Origin of the sequence: Streptomyces coerulescens (assembly GCF_042657965.1) — a bacterium.
Taxonomy (GTDB): Bacteria; Actinomycetota; Actinomycetes; order Streptomycetales; family Streptomycetaceae; genus Streptomyces; species Streptomyces coerulescens.
Window position 1 is genome coordinate 99,933 of record NZ_JBHSKM010000046.1, and the last position, 16,849, is coordinate 116,781.

Here is a 16,849-nt window from a genome sequence, read left to right on the forward strand (position 1 = left end):
GCGGCCCGCCCGGGAGCGAGCGGATTCAGAGGTCGTCGGGCCGCCGTGCGCAGCGCAGGAAGATCTGCACCTCGGGCTGGATGTCGGCGGCCGCCGGCGCGTAGGTGTACGAGGACTCCCCGGCGATCTCGAAGCCCGCCGTCTCGACGACCTCGCGCAGTTCGTCCCGCAGATAGCCGGAGACGCGGATGCTGTGTCCGATGAAGGGGATCGTGAAGTCGTCCACGTCGGCCTCCACCATCGACAGCGCGAACAGGCCCCCAGGAACGAGCAGGTGGTGGATGCTCCGCAGCGCGAGCGGTATCTCGCCGCGCGGCAGCATGAGCAGGGAGAAGAAGGCGGTCACAGCGTGGAAGCGGCCCAGGTCCAGGGGGCCGCCGGGCCGCAGATCCGCGATGTCCGCCCGATGGAACACCCCGCCGGGCACATGGCTGCCGGCCAGCTCGACCATGCGCTCCGACAGGTCCACACCGACGACGTCGAATCCCGCCAGAGCCAGCTGGCGCGCGGTCGGGAGCCCGGTGCCGCAGCCCAGGTCCAGGACCCGGCATCCGGTCCGCAGGGATTCCATGAGCCAGTCGACGGCCGCGATCTGGCCCTCCTTGTGCGGGAAGGCCTCGTCGTAGCGGTCGCCGATCGCGTCGAAGGCCTCGGCCTGACCTGTGCGGTCGAGCCGCAGGGCCGCGTAGTCGAGCTCGTCGGCAGGGTTGCTCACAAGGATTCACCTCGGAGGCGGTGCGGTCGATTTCCCAGACTTCATAGAGACCTGAAGTTGTTCATCCCGATGTCACCAATGATGCCCGACTTTGTGCGGAGTGCTCACGCGCCGGGATCCCTTGGATCCCGGCGTGCGAGCCGTCGCCTACGGCGCCACGTCCTCCAGCTGCCGGCCGCTGGTCTCCTCCGCGGCCACGCCGGCGGTGAGCGACCCGACGAGGGCGACGACGGCGAGCGTCACGAAGACGGTGCCGAGCGCGCCGCCCGCGTACACAGCGCCGACGACGATCGGGCCGAGGATCACGCCGAGCCGGTTGACCGCGCCGCCCAGGCTCGTGCCGAGGGCGCGCATCCGGGTCGGGAACAGCTCGGGCGTGTACAGGTACAGGCAGATGTTGGCGCCGAAGAAGAACACCGCCGACAGGGATGTCCAGATCAGCACGCTGCTCGCCGAGCCGCCGGCGAAGAGGCCGAGGAGCAGCAGGCACAGTGCCGCACCGCCCAGACACCACGTGACGGTGTGACGCCGTCCGACCCGGTCGACGGTCAGGGCGACGGCGAGACAGCCGAGGAAGCCCGCGCAGGACGTCACCGTCGAGTACAGCAGGGCGTCGGACAGGTCCAGGTGGAAGCGGGAGCCGTAGATGGTGGGCAGCCAGGACGAGATGCCGTAGTTGACGAAGTAACCGCAGAACCACAGGGCGCAGACGACCAGGGTGCGCTTGCGGTAGCGGCCGGTGAGGAGCTCGCGCAGACCGCTCCTGGCGTGGGAATCGCGTACGACGGGTGTCGCGGGCGCCGGCTGCGGCAGCGGCTCGCCCGTCACCTTCTCCACCTTCGCCTCGATCGAGGCCATCGTCGCGAGCGCCTCCTCGTGCCGGCCGTGGTCGGCGAGCCAGCGCGGCGACTCGGGCACACAGCGCACGACCAGCACGCACAGCAGTCCGGGGATCGCGGCGAGGCCGAACATCCAGCGCCAGCCGAGCAGCGGCATCAGCCACCAGGCGAGCACCGCGCACGCGGTCAGACCGGCGGGGAAGACCAGCTCGTACAGCAGGACGAACCGGCCCCGTTTGTGGGCGCGGGTGATCTCGGCGATGAAGGTGGCCGCGACCGGCACCTCGCCGCCGATGGCGAGACCCTGCACGAAGCGGAGCCCCATGAAGGGCCCCGGCGAGGCGCACAGCGTCAGCAGCAGGCTGCACACGCCCGACAGTGCGATGCATGCCGCGATCACCTTGACCCGGCCGATCCGGTCGGCGAGGCGGCCCGACAGCAGCGCGCCGACCAGCATGCCCACGGACCCGACCGTGATCAGGGAGGTGGTCTGTCCGGTGGTCAGGTGCCACTCGGCGCGCAGTTCGGGCAGCGCGTAGGCGATGAGCAACTGGTCGAAGGCCTCGAAGAAGGTCACCGCGCCGATGATGAGCCGGACGGTGACGTGCCAGCGGCACAGGGGCAGGCGTTCGAAGCGGGCGCCGATGGCGGCCACGAGTGCCGCCGTGTCCGCGGGGCGGCCCGCGGTGGCATGGGGAGTGTCGGTCGTCATGGAGGGGTCCTCCGGACCCGCGCACCGGTGCTGTGAAAGGCACAGGATACGCACGGGTGGGTTCGGGCCGGCCCCGGCGGCGGCGACAGCCGCGCACCGGGTCGGCAGCAGAGGTGGGGACGAGGCCAGCTGGCTAAGCGCTAAATCTCTCAGCGCTCAAGTTTTATCCCGTCTGTGAAGTGGGTCGTCAAGGGTTCATCCCCACGTCGATGAAAAAACTTTGACGGGTCCCCTTGCGGCCAAAATAGTTAAGCCCTTAGATGTTCAGCACTTCGATACATGCCCAACGGAGGTCCAGTCATGTCGCGCACACCGGTCGACGAGATCCTCATCGGGGGGTGCTTCAGGCGCGGCACGGGAACGCCGATCGTGACCGTGGACCCGGCCGACGGCCGCCCGATCACCACCGTCCACGCCGCCTCGCCCGCCGACGTCGACGAAGCGGCCCGCGCCGCCGCCGAGGCCGTGGCCACTCCTGCCTGGCGGGACCTGCTCCCGCACCGGCGCGCCCGCGTCCTGCACAGGATCGGCGACCTGATCGAGGAGCACTCCGCCGAGTTGTCTGCCCTTCAGACCGCCGACACCGGCAAGACCCTCACCGAGACCCGCGCCCTCGCCTTCAGCGCCGCCGGCACCTTCCGCTACACGGCGGCGGCACTGGAGACCGCCGAGGACTCGATCACCCCGTCGCGGGGGCCCTACGTCACGATGAGCGTGCACGAGCCGATCGGCGTGGTCGGCGCGATCAACCCGTGGAACTCACCGATCGCCTCGGACGCCCAGAAGGTCGCCCCGGCCCTCGCGGGCGGCAACGCGGTCCTGCTCAAGCCCGCCGAGTGGACCCCGCTCGTCTCCCTCGCCTTCGGACGCCTGGTCCACCAGGTGCTGAGCGAGGAGGACCTGCCGACCGCGCTGCTGTCCGTACTCCCCGGCAAGGGACGCGTCGTCGGGGACGCGATCGTCACCCACCCCCTCGTCCGGCGCATCGGCTTCACCGGCGGCACCACCACCGGCCGCGCCATCGCCCGCACCGCCGCCGACAAGCTCGTCCCGGCCTCCCTGGAGCTCGGCGGCAAGTCGCCGACGATCGTCCGCGAGGACGCCGACGTCGAGCAGGCCCTCGCGGGCGTGATGTTCGGGGTCTTCTCCTCCAGCGGTCAGTCCTGCATCGCCGGCTCCCGGCTCTTCGTGCACCGGACGCTGTACGACTCCTTCGTCGGCGAGCTCGTCGAGCGCGTGCGCAAGCTGCGCGTCGGGCCCGGGACCGACCCGGACACCCAGGTCGCCCCGCTCGTCCACCACCGGCACCGCGACGCCGTCGCCGCGTACGTGGACCTCGCCCGCTCCGAGGGCGGCCGCGTCCTGTGCGGCGGCACGATCCCGGACGGCGAGCGGCACGCCGCCGGGGCCTACTACCTCCCGACCGTCATCGACGGCCTGCCGAACTCGGCGCGCACCTGCCAGGAGGAGATCTTCGGCCCGGTCCTGGTCGCACTGCCCTACGACGACGAGGACGACCTGGTCCGGCAGGCCAACGACAGCGTCTACGGACTCGCCTGCGGCATCTGGACCCGCGACGCACACGCCGCCTGGCGGCTCGCCCGGCGCATCGACGCCGGAACCGTCTGGATCAACACCTACAAGCAGTTCTCCATCTCCACCCCCTTCGGCGCGATGAAGGACAGCGGCCTCGGCACCGAGAAGGGCCGCGACCTCATCCGCTCCTACCAGCGGCAGAAGTCCCTGTACTGGGGCACCGACGCCACGCCCCTGCCCTGGGCCGGCTGACCCGCAACCGGGAGACCCCACCATGAACCACCCCCCGATAGCCCGGCTGCGCGCCCTGCGCTCCGTCGAGCTGCTCACCCCCGAGTTCACCCAGTCCACCGACTTCTACGAGGAGGTCTGGGGACTGGAGGTCGTCGAGGCCGCGCCCGGCACCAGCTGGCTGCGCGGCACCGGCGAGGAACACCACGCCCTCCAGCTCACCCGCGCCGACCGCATCGGTCTGGGCCGCCTCGCCTTCGCCGTGGCCACGCCCGCCGAGATCGACGAGGCCGCACGACGGCTCCAGGCCCGCGGTATCACGCCCGTCACCGGACCCGGCCCGCTCGACCAGGTGGGCGGCGGCTACGGCCTGCGCTTCCACGACCTCGACGGACGGCTGATCGAACTCTCCGCCGACACCTGGGCCGTCACCGCCCGCGGACGTGACGCCGCCGTGCCGGTCGGCGTCACCCACGCCGTCCTCAACACCCCCGACATCGACGCCTCGGTCGCCTTCTACCGGGACGTCCTCGGCATGCGCGTCTCGGACTGGTCCGAGCACCAGATGGCGTTCCTGCGCTGCAACGCCGACCACCACTGCATCGCCTTCAACCAGGCGCCCTGGGTGTCGCTCAACCACGTGGCCTACGAGATGACCTCCGTCGACCACTTCATGCGCGGCCTCGGCCGGCTCCGTCACCACGGCGTCACCCCCGAGTGGGGCCCAGGCCGACACGGGCCTGGCAACAACACCTTCTCCTACTTCACCGACCCCACCGGCCTCGTCTGCGAGTACACCTCCGAGGTCGCCCAGGTCGTCGAGGACGCCTGGATCTGCAAGGTGTGGCGCCGCACCCCCGAACTCTCCGACGTCTGGGGCACCGCGGGCCCGCCCTCGATACACATCCGCGCCCACATGGCGGGCACGCCCGACGGCAGCCCCGTCGTCCCGCCCGTCGACGTCGAAGCCGCCGAAGGAGTCCCCGCATGAGCAGCACCACACCCCGCCGCGTCGGACTCATCGGCTGGGGCGCCATCGGCCGCGTCGTCGGCGGCGCGCTCGCCGCGGGTGAGATACCCGGCGCCGAACTGGTCTGCGTGGTCGACAACCGGCCGCTCGGCGACTCGGTCCCGGCCCCGCAGCGCACCCTCGAACAGGCCCTGGAATCCTGCGACCTGATCGTCGAGGCCGCAGGACAAGGCGTCGTACGCGAGTGGGGTACGACGATCCTCGCCCACGGCACGGACCTGCTCGTCGCCTCCACCGGCGCGCTCACGGACGAGACCCTCGCGAAGGAACTCCTGGATACCGGCCCCGGCCGGGTGTACTTCACCGGCGGCGCGGTAGGCGGACTCGACCTCCTCCAGGCCGTACGCGCGATGGGCCCGCTGGACGACGTGCGCCTGACCACCACCAAACTGCCGTCCACCCTCGAACAGCCCTGGATGGACGAGGAGTTGCTCGGCCGGATGCGGTCGGCCACCGCGCCGGTCGAGGTGATGGCCGGCACCGCGCGGGACGTCCCCGTGAAGTTCCCGAAGTCCACCAACGTCGCCGCGTCCGTGGCGCTCGCCGTCGGCGACTCCGACGCGGTACGGGTCAGCGTCGTCGCCGACCCCGCAGCCCGGCACACCTCCCACGTGGTCGAGGCGAGCGGCGCGCACGGCAGCTACCGCTTCGAGGTCCGGCACCTGCCCGACACCGCCAACCCGGCGACCAGCCAGGTCGTCCCGTACGCGGTGCTGCGCTCGCTGGCCGCCCTCGCCGGCCGGACGGGACAGATCCTGTGACGGCCTACGATCCGGCGGGACTGTACGTGGAGGAGGCCGGCGTCGACGGCCCGCTCGTCCTGTGCCTGCACGGCATCGGCTCGTCCTCCGCGGCCTTCGCACCGCAGTTCGCGGCGCTCGCCGGGTCGTACCGCATGCTTGCCTGGGATGCGCCCGGATACGCCAAGTCGGCCGACCCCACCGGCCCGTTGACGATGGACGACTACGCCGACCTGGCGGCGGACGTGATCCGCGCCCGTGGCGGTGACACCCATGTCCTCGGCGTCTCCTGGGGCGGTGTCATCGCGCTGCGGCTGGCCACCCGCCACCCCGGCCTGGTCGAGTCGCTGATGATCGTCTCCTCGACGCCCGGCTCCGGCACCGACCCGGACAAGGCAACCGCGATGCGTGCCCGCGCCCGAGAACTCGCCCGGCTGGGCCCGGAAGCCTTCGCCGCCGCCCGCGGCCCCCGCCTGCTGTCCGACGGCGCACCCGCCGACCTGGTCGCACGCGTCACCGCCACCATGGCCGCCGCCGTCCGTCTGCCCGGATACGGCCACGCCGCCGAGGCCATGGCGGCCACCGATCTGCGCGGCGAACTGCAGCAAGTCACCGCGCCCACCCTCGTCCTGTGCGGCGACCAGGACCGGATCACCGGCCCCGACGCCTCACAGGTCCTGGCCGGCGGTCTGCACCGGACCGCGTACGTGATCGTCAAGGAGGCCGGTCACCTGGCCAACCAGGAGCAGCCCGAGCACGTCAACGCCTGGCTCGCCTCCCATCTGCACATCGTCACCCACCGCTAGAAGGGCCCGAACCCCATGCCGCTGACCACCACCGAGTACGACAACGACGGCGACCTCGCCCAGTACACCGACTCCCTCATCGCCACCAAGGACACCCGCGACCCCGACTGGGGCACCCTGTCCTTCCAGGAGAAGGCCGGCCCGCAGTTCAAGCGCGCACAGATCCGCTACGTCGGCTCCGGCGCCACCGGCAACCACGAGAACGACAACAGGATCCTGCCCTCCGGCGGCTTCACCTTCTCCAACATGCTGCTGCCGCCCGGCGCCGAGGGCCCCGCCCACACGCACCACGACGTCGAGGAGGCCTTCTTCGTCCTGGAGGGCCAGGTCCGCGTCGGCATCCACCGCGGCCCCGACGAGGTCGAGTACCGCACCCTCGGCTACCGCGACATGATCGTGGTCCCGGCCGGCGTCACCCGCTCCCTGAAGAACGAGGGCGACACCGACGCGCTGTTCTGCGTGATCATCGGCACGCGGAAGCCGCAGGTGCCGACCTACCCCGAGTACTCGCCGCTGTACGGCGTCACCCGTGACTGAGTGGGTCGTGGTGACCGGGGCGGGCCGTGGCCTGGGGGAGGCCATGGCCCGCCGGGCGGCGGCCGACGGATACCGGGTCGTGGTCGCCGAGCTCGACCCGGAATGGGGCGAGCGCACCGCCGACCGGATCCGACAGGACGGCGGCACGGCCGAGTTCGTCCCGCTCGACGTCGCCGACCCGGCCTCGGTCGCCGCGCTCGCCGACCGGCTCGCCGCGACCGGCCCCGTCTACGGCCTGGTCAACAACGCGGCGCTCGCCAACGGCGTGGGCGGCAAGGAGTTCCAGGACATCGACGTCGAGACCTGGGACCGGCTCATGGCGGTCAACGCACGCGGCCCCTGGCTCGTCGCGAAGCATCTGCTCCCGCTGATGACCGGCCCCGGACGGATCGTCAACATCGCCTCGGACGCGGCCCTTTACGGCTCGCCGCGCCTCGCCCACTACATCGCCTCCAAGGGCGCGGTCATCGCCCTGACCCGGGCCATGGCCCGCGAACTGGGGGAGCGGGGCATCACCGTCAACGCCCTCGCCCCAGGACTCACCGAGGTCGAGGCCACCGAGAGCGTCCCGCCCGAGCGACACGCCCTCTACGCCGACCGCCGCGCCATCTCCCGGCCGCAGCAGCCCGAGGACCTCACCGGCCTCGTCTCCTTCCTGCTCGGCGCGGAGTCCCGCTATCTCACCGGCCAAGTGATCGCCGTCAACGGCGGCTTCACCATGCACTGAACCCCACCCGCACCGCTCCATCCGAACCGCCCATCTGCAAGGAGTACGTCATGGATCTCGGCCTTGCCGGCCGCACCGTCCTGGTCACCGGCGGCAGCTCGGGCGTCGGCCTGGCCACGGTCCGCGCCCTGCTCGACGAAGGCGCCCGCGTCGCCACCTGCGGCCGCGACCCGGAACGCCTCGCCAAGGCCGCCGCCCGCCTCGGCGCCGCACCCGACCGGCTGTTCACGGGGACGTGCGACGTCCGCGACACGGATGCCGTACGGCGCTTCACCGACGAGGCCGCCGAGCACTTCGGCGGCCGGCTCGACGGTCTGGTCAACAACGCGGGCCAGTCCCGGATGAAACGCCTCGACGAGACCAGCGCCGAGGACTGGCGCGACGAACTGGAGCTGAAGTTCGCCGGCGTCCTCAACCCGCTGTCCGCGGCCCGATCGCACCTGCGCGTCTCGGACGCAGCCGCCGTCGTCAACGTCAACGCCGTCCTCGCCAAGCAGCCCGAGACCCGCCTCATCACCACCAGCGCCGCCCGCGCCGGCACCCTCAACCTCTCCAAGTCCCTCGCCACCGAACTCGCCCCCGAGGGCATCCGCGTCAACTCCGTGTGCCTGGGCCTCGTCGACACCGGCCAGTGGACCCGCCGCCACGCCACCGCGGACAGCGGACTGACCTACGAGGAGTGGCAGGCCGAGCTGGCCGCCGACCGTGGCATCGCACTCGGGCGACTGGGACGCGCGGAGGAAGTCGCCTACGCGATCGTCGCGCTGCTCTCGCCGCGCGCCTCGTACATCACCGGAACCAGCATCGACGTCTGCGGCGGAGCCGGCCGCGGCATCCTCTGAGGAGTCTGCCCATGCAGTACGACAACGGGGGCGAGCTCCTCGTAGCCCATCTGAAATCCCTCGGCATCGACACCGTGTTCGGCATCGTGTCCGTGCACAACCTGCCCCTGGTGGAGGCCGTCGACCGCCACCTGCGCTTCGTCCCCGTCCGGCACGAGGCCACCGCCGTCAACGCGGCCGACGGCTACGGCCGAGCCCGTGGCTCGATCGGCTGCGCCCTCACCTCCACCGGCACCGGCGCGGGCAACGCGGCCGGATCGCTCATCGAGGCCCTGTCCGCAGGGACCGCCGTCCTGCACGTCACCGGCCAGGTCGAATCGGAGTACCTGGGCAGCGGGCGCGGCTTCATCCACGAGACCAAGGACCAACTCGGCATGCTCAGCGCGGTGTCGGCGCACGCCGCCACCGTCACCTCCGCCCGCGACGCCGGACGGGTCCTGCGCGAGGCGAGCGCGGCGGCACTCGCCACGCCGGGCGGCCCCGGCAGCGTCGAGTGGCCCATCGACCTCCAGTACGCGGCTCAGGAGGACGCGGGCGACACCCGCCTGGACGCTTTGGCGCCCACCCCGGACCCCGGTGAACTCGCCGCCGCACAGCGGCTGTTGGGCAGTGCCCGCCGCCCCCTGATCTGGGCCGGCGGCGGAGCCTGCCACGCCCGACCGGAGCTCGCCGCGCTCCTGGAGGCGACCGGCGCCGGACTGATCGGCTCCAACTCCGGGCGCGGCTCCGTCCCCGAGGACCACCCCCTCGTCATCGGCAACTTCGCCACCACACCCGCCGTTCGCGCCCTGCTCGCCGACGCCGACGTCCTCGTCACGATCGGCACCCACTTCCGCTCCAACGAGACCGCCGACTACACCCTGAAGCTCCCCGACGCCCACATCCAGATCGACGCGGACGCCGCCGCGCTCGGCCGGGTCTACCCGGCCCGGCACGCCCTGCACGGCGAGGCCGCCACCGTCCTGCCCCCGCTGACCGGGGCCGCCGCCCGTGCCGACGCCGACTGGACGGCCCGTGTCACCGCCGTACGCGACGAGGTACGGGCGACCCTCCACGACGACATCGGACCCCAGGCCGCCCTCTGCGACGCCCTCTCGGCGGCCCTGCCGCGCGGTGCCGTCGTCGCCCGTGACGTCACCATCCCGTCGTCGTCCTGGGGCAACCGGCTCCTGCCGATCCACGATCCGCGGGCCAACGTCTTCCCGCGCGGCGGCGGCATCGGCCAGGGCCTCGGCATGGGCATCGGTGCCGCGCTGGCCCGCCCCGACGAGCCGACCGTGGTCATCGCCGGCGACGGCGGCCTCGCCGTGCACTTCGGCGAACTGCTCACCGTCGCCCAGGAACGCCCCCGCCTCACCCTGATCGTCTTCAACGACGGCGGCTACGGCGTCCTGCGCAACATGCAGGACAAGTACGGCGAACGCCGCTCCGGTGTCGACCTGTTCACTCCCGACTTCGGCCCGCTCGCCGCCGCCTGCGCCCTGCCGTACGCCCGTATCGCCGCCCCCGAGGAGGCCGCCCCCGTCCTGGCGGCGGCCCTCGCCTCCGACGGCCCCACCCTCGTCGAGGTCGACCTCACCGCGCTCGGCCCGATGAAGAGCCCGTTCACCCCGCCCGTCAAGATCCCCACCGCGTAGGGAGGCCACCGTCATGACCACTGCCGACGAGCACGAACTCGACCTCCTCGTCCGCCGGATGACCTGGGAGGCGGACGGCGTCCTCTCCGTCGAGCTGACCCGCCCGGACGGCAAGCCGCTGCCCGCCTGGACCCCGGGCGCCCATCTCGATCTGCACGTGGGCGGGTTCGTCCGCCAGTACAGCCTGTGCGGCGACCCCGCCGACCCGGCCATCTATCGTCTGGGCATCCTCAACGAGCCGTCCTCGCGCGGCGGTTCGCGCCACGTGCACACCAAGCTGCGCCCCGGCCAGACCATCCGCGCCGTCGGCCCGCGCAACCACTTCGCGCTGGAACCCGCCGCCTCGTACGTCTTCCTCGCGGGCGGCATCGGCATCACCCCGATCCTCGCGATGGCCCGCCGGGCCGAGACGGACGGCATCCCGTACCGACTCGTCCACGGCGGCCGGACCCGGGCCTCGATGGCCTTCGGCACCGAGCTGTCCGCCCTCACCGGCGACGTGACCCTGGTACCGCAGGACGAAGCCGGCCACCCCGACCTCGCCGCCGCCCTGCGGGACCTGCCGGCCGACGCGCTGGTCTACTGCTGCGGACCGGAACCCCTCCTCAAGGCAGTCGAGGAGGCGTGCCCGGCGGGGCAGTTGAGGGTCGAGCGGTTCGCCGCGCCCGTCGTCGAACGCGACGGCGACGACACCGCCTTCGAGGTCGAGTGCCGAAGGTCCGGCGTGACGCTCAGCGTCGACGCGGGCACCTCCGTCCTGGCGGCCGCCGAGAACGCGGGCCTGACCGTCGACTCCTCCTGCCGGGACGGCATCTGCGGCTCCTGCGAGACCCGTGTGCTGGCCGGCACCCCCGACCACCGTGACTTCCTGCTCAGCGAGGCCGAACGCGCCTCCGGCGAGACGATGATGCTCTGCGTCTCCCGGTGCGCCTCGGACCGACTCGTCCTGGACCTGTGAACCGTACGGAGACCTCCATGACCATCTGGCCCCATCTCGCCCCGCACCAGACCCGCGACCACGAGCCCACCCCCTACGAGCTGAAGCTCGCCCGCACCCTGGAGGAGATCTTCACCCACGACGGCCACGAGCTCGCCGACGTCGTCGCCGGGCTCAACGCCCGCCAGGTCCGCTCGCCGTCCGGCGCGCCCTGGACCGAGGAGACCTTCCGTACCGAGATGCAGCGCCTGGGAGCCTGAGATGCCACTTTCCGTATCCGACACCGCGTCCCACATCTATGCCCACGGACTGCGCAACCAGTGGCACCCGGTCGTCCCCTCCGACTTCGTCGCCCCCGGCGGACTGCGCAAGGTCACCGCCCTCGGCGAGAACTGGCTGCTGTTCCGCAAGGCCGACGGCACCCTGTCGATGCTCGCCGACCGCTGCCCGCACCGCGGGGCGCCGCTCTCCCTCGGCAAACACCTGGGCGACCGGGTGGCGTGCTGGTACCACGGCGTCGAGGTCGACGGCTCCGGCACCGTCACCTCGGTGCCCGGCCTGCCCGGCTGCAACCTGGAGGGCAAGACCCTCGTCACCTCCCTCCCGGTCCGCGAGGTCGGCGGCGCGATCCTCGCCTACTTCGGCGATGAGGAGCACCCGGAGCCCGTCGCACTGACCCTCCCGGAGCCGCTCACCGACCCCGAAGTGTCCGCCTTCCTGTGCTTCGCCGAGTGGAACGTGCCGTGGCGGTACGCCATGGAGAACCTCCTCGACCCGATGCACGGCGCGTTCCTGCACCACGAGTCGCACACCATGTACGACGGCGACACCCAGGCCAAGTTCCGCATCCGGGAGACCGAGCGCGGCTACTTCTTCGAGAAGACCGACCAGCGCGGCGTCAACTTCGACTGGGTGGAGCTGTGCCGCACCGGTGTCGACTGGGTGGATCTGTCCATCCCCTACCCGCCGTCGGCGGGACCGGGCGGACCGTTCGGCATCGTCGGCATGGCCTGCCCGGTGGACGCCGGACGCACCGGCGTCTTCTTCTGGCGCTACCGCAGGGTCACCGGCTGGCAGCGCGACACCTGGCGCTTCCTCTACAGGACCCTCATCGAGGAACGGCACTGGCAGGTCCTGGAGCAGGACCGCGTCATGCTGGAGGCCATGCCCGCCGACGCCGACCAGCAGGAGAACCTGTATCAGCACGACCTGGGCGTGGTCCGCCTGCGGCGCCTGTACCAGGCCCGGGCGACCGAACAGTCCAAGGCGGCCGCGACCGTCTGATGCCGTGGGGAGGGGCGGGCCGCTCGTCAGCCCGCCGCGTCCTCCGGCGCCGTATCGGACTCGACGATGGAGAGCTCCAGCCCGGACAACAGCCGGGCGAGCTGACGGCGCTCGGTGAGCGAGAGCCCGCCGAGCATCCGCCGCTCGTTCTCCAGGTGCTCGGCGAACACCTCGTCCACCTTCTTCAACCCGGCCTCGGTGAGCCGCGAGTAGACCACGCGCCGGTCGACCGCGTCGCGTTCGCGCACGAGCAGCCCGTCGTTCTCCAGCCGGTCCAGACGCAGCGTCACACCGGCCGACGAGATCAGACCGGAGGCGGCCAGCTGCCCGGCGGTGAGCCGGTAGGGCGCGCCGGCCCGGCGCAGCGCCGTGAGGACGTCGAACCCGGCGACGGACAGTCCGTGCCTCTCGATCTGCGCGGTGAGCCGCGACTGATACTGGAGGTAGGCGCGGTGCAGCCGGGCGAGCACCTCCAGCGGCGAGGTGTCAAGACCGGGGCGCTCGCGCGCCCAGTCCTCCACGATGCGCGCCACGGCGTCCGGCCGCTTCGCCCTGCGCTGAGCCATGTCGTCCCTTCACGGCTGGTCGTGTCGTGAAACGCGGGGCTCCGTGGCCCTGCGCACCACCGCAGAAATCTTAGCCCTGAGACAACCTACGGCGAACATCCACCGCGTGGGCTCAGAAGATCCCCTGGCCGGGGACGAGGATCCCGCATGGGTCGTATGTGCGCCTGGCCCGCGCCAGCCGCGGCCAGGCGGGGCCGAAGTGGGTGCGCCAGTCCGCGCGGGTGAAGGGGATACTGCCGACCGGGTACTGGGTGCCGCCGGCCGACGCGGCGAGCTCGTAGGCGGAGCGGTTGGCCGCCAGCAGCCGGTCGACGGTGGCGGTGTCCTCGGGCGGGGTCGTGCGCAGGACGGCGAAGAGGTACGGCGTCGCGTCGTCGGGCGCCCGCAGCAGCGGAGCGCTGAGGCGGTCGCGCCGGATCGGGTAGACGAGGACGACCCCGGGCCCCAGATCGGCCGGGGTGAGGGCATCCAGCATCCGCCCGACGAGAGCGGGCGTCGACCTCCCGGGGAGCAGCAGGTTCAGCCAGGGGTGGGCCCAGTCCCAGAGTCCGGCCTCCTTGAGCGCGGCGACGGACGGGGCCAGCCGGTCGAGGAACTCGTAGTAGGACAGGTCGGCGATCTGGACCCCGGAGGCGTTGTGACGCAGGCCGCGCAGCAGGACCGCGTCGTCCGGTGCGGGGCCGGCGGGTGGGCCGTACGCCACCGCCTCCAGGGTGTGGACGCGGAACTCGCCCTCGGGGTCCGCCGAGACCTGGCCCTCGACGTACTCGAAACGCCCCTCGCGCACCAGGGTGCGCTGGTCCTCCAGGAAGGTCTCCAAGTCGTCGTACGGCAGCAGGTAGTGGCGTACGGTCCGCGGGGCGCGCACCAGGCGGACGGTGGCGGCGACGATGACGGCGCACTGCCCGAGCCCGGCGAGGACGGCATGGAAGAGGTCGGGGCGCCGGGACGGGGAGCAGCGCACGAACTTGCCGGCGCCGGTGACGACCTGGAGCTCGGTGACGTTGTCGACCTGGGCGCCCTGCCGATGGGTCTGGCCGCCGATGCCGCCGACGGCGAGGGTGCCGCCGACGGACAGTTCGAGATAGTCGGTGAAGACCGGCGGGGTGAGGCCGTGCGCGATCGTGGCCTTCGCCAGCTCGCTCCATCTGATGCCGGCGCCGACGGTGACCGTGGTGCTGTGGGGTCCCAGGGGGCCGATGCGGGTGAGGGGCGCGGTCTCGATGACCAGACCGCCCGAGACCTGCGCCTGACCCTGGGTGGCGTGCCCCTGCCCGCGGGGCGCCACCGGCAGACGGTGCCGGTTGCAGAACCGGACCATGGTCACGACGTCGCGGACCGATCCCGGGCGCAGTACGGCGACCGGGCGGCGGTGCACGATATGGCCGAAGTCGTCGGACGCGGCCGCCAGCGACGCCTCGTCCGTGCTCAGCGTGCCGTCGAGCGGCGGGATCCCCACCAGCTCCGGTCCGTCCGCGGGCGAGGTCGTGGCCCAGCTGCCGGTGGCCGGGGCGAAGCCGATCACGGCCGCGCCGGTGACCGTGAGTCCGCGCAGAACGGTACGTCGCGACGGCGTGTGGGACATGTTCGGCCACCTCACGAACTATCGGGAATCACCAAGTCCGGGTCATCCTAGGTGAGTTGGGACTGAGGCGCAGGAGCGAAACGCGGGTGTCCCAGGACGTCGGCCGGATGCGCCCCCGCGCCCCCTCCTTGGTTGAGTTCAGGGCAGCTCGGCCCGTTCCGGGCTGTCGTCGAGGAAGCCGCCCGACTGGTGCTGCCACAGCTTGGCGTAGGCGCCGCCCCGCGTGAGTAGTTCGTCGTGGCTGCCCTGCTCGACGATCTGCCCGTGGTCGAGCACGACCAGCCGGTCCATCGTGGCGACCGTGCTCAGCCGATGCGCCACCACCAGCGCCGTCCGCCCCTCCATGAGCCGCCACAGCGCCTCCTGGACGAGGATCTCGCTCTCCGAGTCCAGGGCGCTGGTGGCCTCGTCGAGCAGCAGGATCGGCGCGTCGCGCAGAATCGCCCGGGCCAGGGCCACCCGCTGGCGCTGCCCGCCCGACAGCTTGATGCCGCGCTCGCCCACCATGGTGTCGAAGCCGAGCGGCAGCGAGTCGGCGAACTCCGTGACATGCGCCGCCTGAGCCGCGCGCCGGATCTCGGCGTCGTCCGCGTCCGGCCGGCCGAAGGCGATGTTGTCCCGCAGCGTGCGGTGGAACATCGCCGGGTCCTGCGGGACATAGGCGATCTGGCCGCGCAGGTCCATCTGGCGCAGTCGGCTGATGTCCTGACCGCCGATCAGGATCCGCCCGGAGTCGATGTCGGTCATCCGCAGCAGCAGCCGGGTCAGCGTGGTCTTGCCGCCGCCCGACCGGCCCACGAGGCCGATCTTCGCGCCGGCGGGCACGGCCAGGTCGAGCCCGTCGAACAGGGGCCGGCCGCCGGCGTGGGCGAAGGTCACCTTCTCGAAGCGAACGTCGGAGGAGTCGGTCAACAGCGGTTCCGGCGACGGTGGATCGAGCACCGTCGGCGGGGTCAGCAGCAGTTCGGTGAACTGCGCGGCCTCCGTCATCGAGCTCTCCAGCCGACGGTAGATCTGGTTGAACTCGAACATGATCCGCGTCGCGTTGCTGTAGTAGGTGAAGGCCACCACGATCGCCTCCACGCCGTGCGCGCCCCCGCCGAGCGTCACCGCGAGCAGCAGGCCCAGCGCGTTGGTCAGGACCGACATCGGTGCGACGAAGGTGTCGATGCGCAGATTGCCGTAGTCCCACGACCGCAGCGTGAGCCGCCGGGACGTGGCGACCCGGGAGCGGTGCTCGGCGGCCTCGCGTTCCTCGGCGGCGAACGCCCGCACCGTGTCCATGTTCATCAGGCTGTCGGCGACATGCCCCGACACCCGGGCGATGGCCTCCTCACGCTGGTCGACGAGTGCCTGGCGGCGGCGGATGAGCGGCACCACGCACACCGCCGTCACCGTGATCATCGTCAGGAGACCGACGACGAGCAGTGGTTCGTAGCGCCACAGCACCACCGCGCCGAAGGCCAGCGGCACGAACATCCCCACGATCTGGAACGTCAGCGTGTCCACGAACTGCTCGAAGCGCGAGGCGAAGCTGAGGACCCGCTTGGTGAGCGAACCGGCGAAGTTGTCGTGGAAGAACGCGGCGTCCTTGGCGAACAGCTCGTCCATCCCGACCACGTACAGATGCTCGATGCCCAGGGCGTCCAGGCGGTTCAGACAGTGCAGTGCGACACGCCACAGCGCCTCTGCGACAAGGAGCACACCGACGAAGCCGAGGACGTACGGCAGAGTCGAGGTGACGGTGACGTCCGCGTCGCCGGCGATCTCGCCGATGAGCTTGGCGACGATCAGCGGCGCCACATAGTTGATTCCGATGTTGCCGACGGCCGACAGCAGCATCGTCGGCACCGCCAGCCACCTCAGACGGGCCAACTCCCGTCCGTAGTGACGAAGTGCGAGCAGCACCGACCTCTTGCCCGGCAGAACCCTGCGTGATTCAGGCGTTCCCATTCCACCCCTGTGATTCGACTACGTAGAGTTGCAGGTCGAATGCGCAGTGTCCCGCAGCTGTGGTCGCGCAGTCCAAGCGTTTTCCGGGCCGGCGGTAGTGCGTGGGGGGCGTACGGGACAGGCGAAACCGCGACTTTCCCGTACCACAAGTAACATGATCCACTTTTCTCCC

General features: G+C 71.6%; 16 protein-coding genes. 11 read left to right on the forward strand and 5 right to left on the reverse strand.

Annotated elements, in window-relative coordinates:
* Nucleotides 1–25: 25 nt before the first annotated feature.
* Both ACFPQ9_RS40910 and ACFPQ9_RS40915 read right to left on the reverse strand, forming a co-directional pair.
* Nucleotides 26–715, reverse strand: coding sequence for a class I SAM-dependent DNA methyltransferase (locus ACFPQ9_RS40910; RefSeq protein ID WP_380864727.1), 690 nt, complete (start codon nucleotides 713–715; stop codon nucleotides 26–28).
* Between the two features lie 147 nt (nucleotides 716–862).
* Nucleotides 863–2,266 carry an MFS transporter gene (locus ACFPQ9_RS40915; protein WP_380864729.1) on the reverse strand — a complete coding sequence of 468 codons (1,404 nt, stop codon included), beginning with the start codon at nucleotides 2,264–2,266 and terminating at the stop codon, nucleotides 863–865.
* Nucleotides 2,267–2,566: 300 nt separating this feature from the next.
* Here ACFPQ9_RS40915 and ACFPQ9_RS40920 point away from each other — a divergent pair, with 300 nt between their 5' ends.
* Genes ACFPQ9_RS40920 through ACFPQ9_RS40970 form a run of 11 tightly spaced genes read left to right on the forward strand, consistent with a single transcriptional unit; the run spans nucleotide 2,567 to nucleotide 12,573 of the window.
* Nucleotides 2,567–4,054, forward strand: coding sequence for an aldehyde dehydrogenase family protein (locus ACFPQ9_RS40920; protein WP_380864730.1), 1,488 nt, complete (start codon nucleotides 2,567–2,569; stop codon nucleotides 4,052–4,054).
* 22 nt (nucleotides 4,055–4,076) lie between these two features.
* Entirely contained in the window at nucleotides 4,077–5,024 is a 948-nt protein-coding gene (locus ACFPQ9_RS40925; RefSeq protein ID WP_380864732.1) for a VOC family protein, read from the forward strand.
* On the forward strand, nucleotides 5,021–5,824 hold the full coding sequence (locus tag ACFPQ9_RS40930) for an aspartate dehydrogenase domain-containing protein (RefSeq protein ID WP_380864733.1): 804 nt from the start codon (nucleotides 5,021–5,023) through the stop codon (nucleotides 5,822–5,824). Before ACFPQ9_RS40925 ends, ACFPQ9_RS40930 begins: the two co-directional genes overlap by 4 nt.
* Nucleotides 5,821–6,609, forward strand: a complete 789-nt coding sequence (locus tag ACFPQ9_RS40935) for an alpha/beta fold hydrolase (RefSeq protein ID WP_380864735.1) — start codon at nucleotides 5,821–5,823, stop codon at nucleotides 6,607–6,609. The genes ACFPQ9_RS40930 and ACFPQ9_RS40935 overlap by 4 nt, the downstream gene beginning before the upstream one ends.
* Nucleotides 6,610–6,624: 15 nt before the next feature.
* A complete protein-coding gene (locus ACFPQ9_RS40940) occupies nucleotides 6,625–7,146 on the forward strand; it encodes a cupin domain-containing protein (protein ID WP_380864737.1) in 522 nt (173 codons plus the stop codon).
* On the forward strand, nucleotides 7,139–7,873 hold the full coding sequence (locus ACFPQ9_RS40945) for an SDR family oxidoreductase (protein WP_380864738.1): 735 nt from the start codon (nucleotides 7,139–7,141) through the stop codon (nucleotides 7,871–7,873). The genes ACFPQ9_RS40940 and ACFPQ9_RS40945 overlap by 8 nt, the downstream gene beginning before the upstream one ends.
* A gap of 50 nt (nucleotides 7,874–7,923) precedes the next feature.
* Nucleotides 7,924–8,715: an SDR family oxidoreductase gene (locus ACFPQ9_RS40950; RefSeq protein WP_380864739.1), complete on the forward strand. Its 792-nt coding sequence runs from the start codon at nucleotides 7,924–7,926 to the stop codon at nucleotides 8,713–8,715.
* An 11-nt stretch (nucleotides 8,716–8,726) separates the two neighbouring features.
* Nucleotides 8,727–10,352, forward strand: coding sequence for a thiamine pyrophosphate-binding protein (locus ACFPQ9_RS40955; RefSeq protein ID WP_380864741.1), 1,626 nt, complete (start codon nucleotides 8,727–8,729; stop codon nucleotides 10,350–10,352).
* A 13-nt stretch (nucleotides 10,353–10,365) separates the two neighbouring features.
* On the forward strand, nucleotides 10,366–11,310 hold the full coding sequence (locus ACFPQ9_RS40960) for a PDR/VanB family oxidoreductase (protein ID WP_380864742.1): 945 nt from the start codon (nucleotides 10,366–10,368) through the stop codon (nucleotides 11,308–11,310).
* A 17-nt stretch (nucleotides 11,311–11,327) separates the two neighbouring features.
* Complete coding sequence (locus ACFPQ9_RS40965) at nucleotides 11,328–11,549, forward strand: recombinase-like helix-turn-helix domain-containing protein (protein WP_380864744.1); 222 nt, start codon at nucleotides 11,328–11,330, stop codon at nucleotides 11,547–11,549.
* Nucleotide 11,550: 1 nt separating this feature from the next.
* Complete coding sequence (locus ACFPQ9_RS40970; protein WP_380864745.1) at nucleotides 11,551–12,573, forward strand: Rieske 2Fe-2S domain-containing protein; 1,023 nt, start codon at nucleotides 11,551–11,553, stop codon at nucleotides 12,571–12,573.
* 26 nt (nucleotides 12,574–12,599) lie between these two features.
* Here the strand turns inward: ACFPQ9_RS40970 and ACFPQ9_RS40975 are convergent, their stop codons facing one another.
* The 3 genes from ACFPQ9_RS40975 to ACFPQ9_RS40985 form a co-directional block, all read right to left on the reverse strand.
* A complete protein-coding gene (locus ACFPQ9_RS40975) occupies nucleotides 12,600–13,139 on the reverse strand; it encodes a MarR family winged helix-turn-helix transcriptional regulator (protein WP_380864747.1) in 540 nt (179 codons plus the stop codon).
* Nucleotides 13,140–13,251: 112 nt separating this feature from the next.
* Nucleotides 13,252–14,724 (reverse strand): FAD-binding protein, encoded by a 1,473-nt coding sequence (locus ACFPQ9_RS40980; protein WP_380864749.1) that lies wholly within the window; start codon nucleotides 14,722–14,724, stop codon nucleotides 13,252–13,254.
* Nucleotides 14,725–14,862: 138 nt separating this feature from the next.
* The gene (locus tag ACFPQ9_RS40985; protein ID WP_380864751.1) at nucleotides 14,863–16,677 is read right to left on the reverse strand and encodes an ABC transporter ATP-binding protein; all 1,815 of its coding nucleotides are present in this window, start codon (nucleotides 16,675–16,677) and stop codon (nucleotides 14,863–14,865) included.
* Nucleotides 16,678–16,849: the final 172 nt, after the last annotated feature.